The 6938-nt window shown below is 42.5% G+C and carries 7 protein-coding genes; 4 read left to right on the plus strand and 3 right to left on the minus strand.

Going from position 1 to position 6938, the window contains the following annotated elements; all coding sequences use genetic code 11:
* The first annotated feature begins 135 nt into the window (after positions 1-135).
* Positions 136-1476: a Mur ligase family protein gene (locus HXY43_RS23100; protein ID WP_290888349.1), complete on the plus strand. Its 1341-nt coding sequence runs from the start codon at positions 136-138 to the stop codon at positions 1474-1476.
* Positions 1477-1629: 153 nt separating this feature from the next.
* On the opposite strand, the gene HXY43_RS23105 is transcribed toward HXY43_RS23100, so the two are convergent.
* Positions 1630-2847, minus strand: a complete 1218-nt coding sequence (locus tag HXY43_RS23105; RefSeq protein WP_290888352.1) for an acyltransferase family protein — start codon at positions 2845-2847, stop codon at positions 1630-1632.
* A 188-nt stretch (positions 2848-3035) separates the two neighbouring features.
* Between HXY43_RS23105 and HXY43_RS23110 the strand changes: the two genes are divergently transcribed.
* The gene (locus HXY43_RS23110) at positions 3036-3494 is read left to right on the plus strand and encodes a peroxiredoxin (RefSeq protein WP_290888354.1); all 459 of its coding nucleotides are present in this window, start codon (positions 3036-3038) and stop codon (positions 3492-3494) included.
* Between the two features lie 75 nt (positions 3495-3569).
* Here HXY43_RS23110 and raiA read toward each other — a convergent pair whose 3' ends face one another.
* A complete protein-coding gene (gene raiA, locus HXY43_RS23115; protein ID WP_290888356.1) occupies positions 3570-4220 on the minus strand; it encodes a ribosome-associated translation inhibitor RaiA in 651 nt (216 codons plus the stop codon).
* Positions 4221-4772: 552 nt separating this feature from the next.
* Here raiA and lipB point away from each other — a divergent pair.
* Together lipB and HXY43_RS23125 are read left to right on the plus strand one after the other, a co-directional pair.
* A complete protein-coding gene (gene lipB / locus HXY43_RS23120) occupies positions 4773-5471 on the plus strand; it encodes a lipoyl(octanoyl) transferase LipB (RefSeq protein WP_290888359.1) in 699 nt (232 codons plus the stop codon).
* 161 nt (positions 5472-5632) lie between these two features.
* Positions 5633-5878 carry a hypothetical protein gene (locus HXY43_RS23125; protein WP_290888362.1) on the plus strand — a complete coding sequence of 82 codons (246 nt, stop codon included), beginning with the start codon at positions 5633-5635 and terminating at the stop codon, positions 5876-5878.
* 45 nt (positions 5879-5923) lie between these two features.
* Here the strand turns inward: HXY43_RS23125 and HXY43_RS23130 are convergent, their stop codons facing one another.
* Positions 5924-6733: an amino acid ABC transporter ATP-binding protein gene (locus tag HXY43_RS23130; protein ID WP_290888366.1), complete on the minus strand. Its 810-nt coding sequence runs from the start codon at positions 6731-6733 to the stop codon at positions 5924-5926.
* Between the last annotated feature and the right edge of the window lie 205 nt (positions 6734-6938).

Below are 6938 nucleotides of genomic sequence, written 5' to 3' on the forward strand. Positions count from 1 at the left end.
AACCACCAACCACTAACCACCAACCACTAACCACCAACCACTAACCACTAACCACTAACCACCAACAAATAACTGGCTTTTTTACTGAGTATTCGCTAAACTCACGCATATGAAATTGCAGACTAAGGTACGGGTGTGGGAAATAAAATTCAATTTATAGATAGACTGCGGCTTGGCTTGGCTGTTTCAGCAGCCAAAAGCGTAACTTTTATGGTGCGATCGCTGCGTTTGGGTGCGGCGTCAGTCTTACCTGGTTCGATTGCACGTCGTATCGAACCCCGTCTGTTGCAATTATTGAGTCAGCAAGTGCAAAACGGGGTGATTCTCGTTGCAGGTACTAATGGCAAAACTACCACATCACTATTTTTACGCGAAATACTAGAACGCAAAGGCTTCCGCGTTGCCCACAACTCTACAGGTGCTAATCTGGAAAATGGCTTGATGACAGCTTTAATGGAAAGCACTAACTTGGTGGGTACGCTGGATGTAGATTACGCCATTTTAGAAGTTGATGAAAATATCTTGCCAAAGGTGTTAGCACCAATTCAACCAAAACTCATCCTGTGTTTAAACCTGTTCCGCGATCAACTAGATAGATACGGAGAAGTAGACACGATTAGTAAGCGCTGGGGAAGTGCGATCGCCACTCTACCCCCTGAAACTATTATCGTTGCCAATGCTGACGACCCGACAATTTGCCATCTCGGCCAGCAGCTATCTCAGCAACGAGTCTCATTCTTTGGTTTGAACGAACCAGAACAGTATCTAGAAGCTATTCCCCATGCAGTTGATTCTATCTACTGTCCCAAATGCGGACACGCTTTAGATTATAAAGGCGTTTACTTATCTCATATGGGCGAATATACTTGTCCCAGTTGCGGCTTCACTAGAAGCAAACCAACTCTTAATAGCCGCGAATGGCCGCAAATTCTCATCGGCTTGTACAACAAATACAACACCTTAGCAGCCGCTACCGCCGCCATCGAATTGGGAATTGATCAAGCTACCGTCCGCGATAGTATACCTAATTTCCAACCTGCTTTTGGTCGTGCAGAAGAATTGAAAATTAACGGTAAGCAGGTACGAATTTTATTATCAAAAAATCCTGTGGGCACGAATGAAACAATTCGAGTCGTGACTCAAAGCAATAATCAAACAACACTGCTGGTATTGAATGACCGAATTCAAGATGGAGAAGATGTATCTTGGATTTGGGATGTAGATACAGAAAAATTAGTCCAACGGGGAGGAACTTTAGTAGTTAGTGGCGATCGCGCTTATGATATGGCCTTACGTCTGTACTACAGTGAGCCCAAGCTTGACAATAATTGTAATTTAATTGTTGAAGAAGATTTACGACAGGCGATTAATACAGCCCTAGAACATACACCAGATAATGAAACCTTGCATATCTTACCTACCTATACAGCCATGTTAGATGTGCGAGAAGTGCTAACTGGTAAGAAAATTCGTTAATTGGATAGTGGTTAGTAGTTAGTAGTTAGTAGTTAGTAGTTAGTAGTTAGTAGTTAGTAGTTAGTAGTTAGTAGTTAGTAGTTAGTAGTTAGTAGTTAGTAGTTAGTAGTAAAAAAATACCACTAACCACTATCCACTAACTACTAACCATTTTTAAACTTTGAAAAACCAGCGTTGCCGATACATTCCATAAGCAACCGCTAACCACAACAAGATATTTATGATGGCAAAAAACAGCGAACCATTGAATAAACCTGCCCAAGATGCAAATAGATTTTGATATATCCAATCATAGGTACTAACAGCATTTTCTCCTGTGCCGATTGTGGTTCTGACTAAGATTTTAATCAGCAGCACAGAACCAACAAAAATGGCGATCGCATTTAAGCCCATAAATTCAAATGGTTTTCCCCAACGCCGCACCCGTCGCACTTCGATGAGTTCGTAACAGGCGGCTAATAATAATAATGCCCAACCAGTGGTGAAAACAACATAGGAACTCGTCCACAGTTTTTTGTTAATGGGAAATGCTAAGTCCCATATTCCACCGATAACCAAGCAGCTAAGACCAAACAAAACTAAATCCATGCTGGTTTCGGAATTTACGTTTTTTTTATTGCGTATCCACTCTCCCGCAAAGTAGCCAGCAAGAACACTAACAATGGCAGGAATGGTACTAAAAAGCCCTTCCGGATCGCCCATAAAATTATAATTATCGCCCTTGTACAGATGTGCTTTGGGAACGATCAAACGGTCTATGTAAGCGCCTAAATTACCGTCCCGCGTCAGCACACCCGCACCATAACCAGGTACTGGCACGTACATCATTACTAACCAGTAACTAACAAGTAATACACCTGCTAGTATCCATTGATCTTTACGCGGTAGCTTGAGAACTGCCAGACTTGCCAGCAAATAAGTTAGGCTAATGCGTTGTAACACCCCCATCATTCGGATGCTACTTAAATCAAACGTCCAAATACCTTTATTCCAAAAGCCGTTTAAAAGTAAACCCAAGGCAAAGAGAATGACAGCGCGGCGGATGATACGCCAGTAAGGCGGGGGAGTGGAGGAGTGGAGGACTAGGGGAGTGGAAGAAATTTTGATTTCTTCATTTCTCCCTATCTCCCCATCTCCCCATCTCTCTCTTTTCCTCTCTAAACCGTCAGTGTACTTAGAGAAAGAAAAACTCATTGCCACACCGACAATGAACAAAAAGAAGGGAAATACTAGGTCGGTTGGTGTCCAACCATTCCATTCGGCATGGAGTAACGGGGGATAGACATTAGGTTCGGCAATGCTGGCCATGTTGACGAGAATCATGCCAGCTATGGTAATGCCGCGAAAAACGTCAAGTGAAGTTAGGCGCATAGATGGAATTTTGTGTTTGAACCAATAACCTAATCTTCCTGACGCTAGTAATCAAGAAAAATTTGTAGACCAGCACACAAGTTAAAATTCTGTAAAGATAATTATGCACCAGTACAAAAGAAACCGAGTTTTTCAGTAACTCGGCTTCTGTATAGTGTCAATTTTGCAAATAAAATTTTAAATTGCTTATGGCTATCAAAGTTGGAGATACCGCACCTAATTTTACTCTCCCTTCTCAAAACGGCTCACCAGTTAGCCTTACCGATTTTCGCGGTAAACCAGTCGTTCTTTATTTTTACCCCAAAGACGACACTCCCGGATGTACAGTTGAATCCTGTGCTTTTCGCGATCAATATGAAGTATTTAAATCTGCTGGTGCCGAAGTGATCGGCATTAGTGGTGACTCACCGGAATCTCACCAAAAGTTTGCAACCAAGCACCAGCTACCGTTCACCTTGTTAAGCGACAAAGGCAACAAGGTACGGAAGCAATACGGTGCAACCGCTGCGTTTGGTTTATTTCCCGGTCGTGTGACTTATGTGATTGATCAAGATGGAGTTGTGCAATATGTGTTCGACTCGATGTTTAACTTTAAAGGTCACGTCGAGGAAGCGCTGAAAACGTTGCAGGGGTTAGTTAGTGGTTAGTAGTTAGTGGTTAGTAGTTAGTAGTTAGTGGTTAATCAATACCACTAACTACTAACCCTTAACCACTAACTAATTTCATTTATGCGCGTGTGATGCCTCCGACACGCTAGTATTTCCATGAGCCGTCTTGCCGTTCTTGCCGTTGGTATGGCCGTTACCGTTGCGGGGTTGAATCACACCATAACCACCGTGGTTGCGCTCGTAAATAACGTTAATCTCGCCTGTTTCAACATTTCGGAACATATAAAAGTCATGTCCCACCAGTTGCAGTTGTTCCAACGCTTCTGCAACTGTCATTGGCGGCATGGCAAAATATTTGGTACGGACGACTTCTTCTGGCAATTCAGGAGCGCGATCGCCAATTAAATCTGTAACTACTGTCTGTTGCACTACTCCTTCAATGCTAGTTTGGGCATGAGTTTTCTTCTCATGACGCCGTTCTTTGTATTTACGCAGTTGACGAGCGATTTTATCTGCTACCAAGTCTATACTGGCGTATAAGTTCTCGCTGCTCTCCTCGGCACGGATGACGTTTCCGTTGGCATAAATAGTGACTTCTGCCGCTTGCTTAGGATTTATTCGGGGATTGCGAGCTACGCTCAAATGCACATCCACTTCATTTGTGATGTTCTGAAAATGATTCACCGCCTTCTCAATCTTTTGATGTACATATTCCCTAATCGCATCGGTGATTTCAATATTTTTGCCGTGGATGACAAGCTTCATGTAAACTCTCCCGCTCAATGTTTTTATGTGTATCTGGTTCAGAGAAAAGGTATTGCGGTAAGGTCTAAATACTGCCCTCGAAATCGGAAAATTTCTACATGCTGCTGGTGCGCCTACCTAAGTCAAATTCAGCCAAGTATTCCTCTGACTTCGTCTGAATCGACTTAGAAATCTCTGCGTTTGCTGCAACTGCTGTAAAGGCATTTGCATGCTCACGCAGATATTGCTAGCTTTGCTATTGCGAAATGGTCTACATTCGCTTTTCATAGACAACATGCGTCTTTTTGCTAGTTTTACCCGTTTTTTGAATGGAAACAACTGAATCAGACGCCATCAGCCAGTGCATTCTTTCCTCTTTTTCTTGGCGTGATGGTTATTGCAGAGAATTCCTCCCAACACCATTTGAGGTTATATATATCAAAACTAGCATTTTGTATTTTCTAAAACTGCTTCCCTTTACTTTCCTTTAAAATCCTTTGCATAGCTTGAAATTTATCCTCAGTATTTATAATTTTTGATACTTTAAAGTCTAGAAATCAGTGATTTTTTCGCATGAACCGTAGTATTACTTCACACTCGCGTTATTGTTTGCTATATAACCTAGGATTGACACCATACATAGATGCTCTGGAGTGGCAGCGATCGCTTCTGCAAGAGCGCATCAAAAATCCCAACTTAGAAGATGTGCTCATCTTGCTGGAACATCCACCCGTTTATACTTTGGGACAGGGAGCTACTCCAGAATTTCTCAAATTTGACCTTGACAATAACACTTACTCAGTGTATAGAGTTGAACGAGGTGGAGAAGTAACTTATCATTGTCCTGGTCAACTGGTAGGGTATCCGATTTTAAATTTGCAGCGTTATCGTCAAGACCTGCATTGGTATTTACGACAACTAGAAGAAGTGTTAATTCGCGCACTAGCACGATATGGATTGGAAGGAGAGCGCATTACGGGTTTTACAGGCGTTTGGGTGCAAGGACGTAAAGTTGCCGCTATTGGTATTAAAGTCAGCCGTTGGATAACTATGCATGGCTTTGCGTTAAACGTTTGTCCAGACATGACAGGCTTTGAGCGCATTGTCCCCTGTGGCATTTCTGATAAACCTGTAGGCTGTTTAGCTGAATTGATACCTGGTATAACTTGCGACGAGGTACGCGCAAATATAGCGCAATCCTTTGCAGAAGTGTTTGATGTCGAATTAGTGACGGCAGACCCCCACGGAAATTTACCTACAATCAAAGTATGAAAAAAGGCTATCTCTATTCCCTATTTCCCATTCTCCAGCAAAGAATATTTCCTACCTAATTGTTTAAAGCGTGTAATGATCTAGTTAGTGCTACTACATTTAAACTGACTGTGCATTTACATACATTTGAGTAAAACTAAAATATATTTTATTTATAAGCCTTGAAAAATAATCTTTCCCGAAAGTTACTCAAAAGCTTTCGTTTTAATTCTCAAAGACATGCAGAGGAAGTACACGCTCAGCCATTAACGGCCCTTAAAGAGCGTGACTGGAAGGCTTTGAAAGAACTATTTGACAGGAAAGATAGTGACGAAATTGAAGCGGATATCAACAGTAAATTGTGTTTGATGGTTCCAGAACCATTTTGGGAAGATGAACCCTTTGATTTTTTGCGGGAATATCTTTAGTCATTTGTCATTGGTCATTGGTCATTTGTTATTTGTCATTGGTCATCAGTTATTCTCCCACTCTCCCACTCTCCCCCTCTCCCCCTCTTCCACTCTCCCCATCCCAACATTGAGGCGACTGAGGAAAGTACGCAGGCGATCGCTTTGAGGATTGGTGAGCACTTCATGGGCGGGGCCTTGTTCTGCGACTATGCCTTTATCCATGAATATCACCCGGTGGGCTACTTCGCGGGCAAATTGCATTTCGTGGGTGACAACTACCATTGTCATTCCCTCCACTGCCAATTGCTGCATGACTTGCAAAACCTCACCCACAAGTTCCGGATCTAAAGCGCTGGTGGGTTCATCAAATAGCATGATTTGGGGGTTCATGCATAAACTACGGGCAATAGCTACCCGTTGCTTTTGCCCCCCAGAAAGTTGTTCGGGATAGGCTGATGCTTTGTCAAACAGTCCCACTTTTTCCAGATACAACCCTGCAAGTTGAGCGCTTTCTTTCGGAGATTTGCCCAAAACTTTACGGGGAGCAAGTGTGAGATTTTCCAGCACACTCAGATGGGGAAATAGGTTGAACTGCTGAAAAACCATTCCTACTTGTGTTCGCAATTGCCGCAGTTGTCTCTGGTTCAAATGACGATGAGATAAATCTATACCATTAATTGTTAAACTTCCGGCATCAATGCTTTCTAAACGATTGAAGCAACGCAACAGGGTACTTTTGCCACAACCAGAGGAACCAATCACAGCAACTACTTCGCCTCGATTTATTTTGCCGCTGATTCCCTTTAACACTTTCAGGGGGCCGAAGTTTTTTTCAATATTTTCAAAAACAATTGCGGGAGTGAAACTGTCCATTACCCCTGTCAGTTAAACTACTGTTAATTTTAGCCAACACTTCATATGAAAAGCAGATATCTTAGCATTATGCAATGTCTATTTTGGGCGTTGCTGAATTAAGGTATGAATTGTCATTCTGAGCGGAACTTTGTGGAGCGAAGAATCTCGATAGATGCTACTCTGCGAGAAGCCGCTGTCGCGTCTACGTTCCGCGTTGCTACAC

Source organism: Fischerella sp., from assembly GCF_013388695.1.
Classification (GTDB): Bacteria; Cyanobacteriota; Cyanobacteriia; order Cyanobacteriales; family Nostocaceae; genus PCC9605.

Bases quoted from the DNA above. Each gene is read 5' to 3' on its own strand.
- HXY43_RS23105 (WP_290888352.1), bottom strand. From the start codon at position 2,847: ATGCGCCTAACTTCACTTGACGTTTTTCGCGGCATTACCATAGCTGGC.
- HXY43_RS23110 (WP_290888354.1), top strand. From the start codon at position 3,036: ATGGCTATCAAAGTTGGAGATACCGCACCTAATTTTACTCTCCCTTCT.
- raiA (WP_290888356.1), bottom strand. From the start codon at position 4,220: ATGAAGCTTGTCATCCACGGCAAAAATATTGAAATCACCGATGCGATT.
- lipB (WP_290888359.1), top strand. From the start codon at position 4,773: ATGAACCGTAGTATTACTTCACACTCGCGTTATTGTTTGCTATATAAC.
- HXY43_RS23130 (WP_290888366.1), bottom strand. From the start codon at position 6,733: ATGGACAGTTTCACTCCCGCAATTGTTTTTGAAAATATTGAAAAAAAC.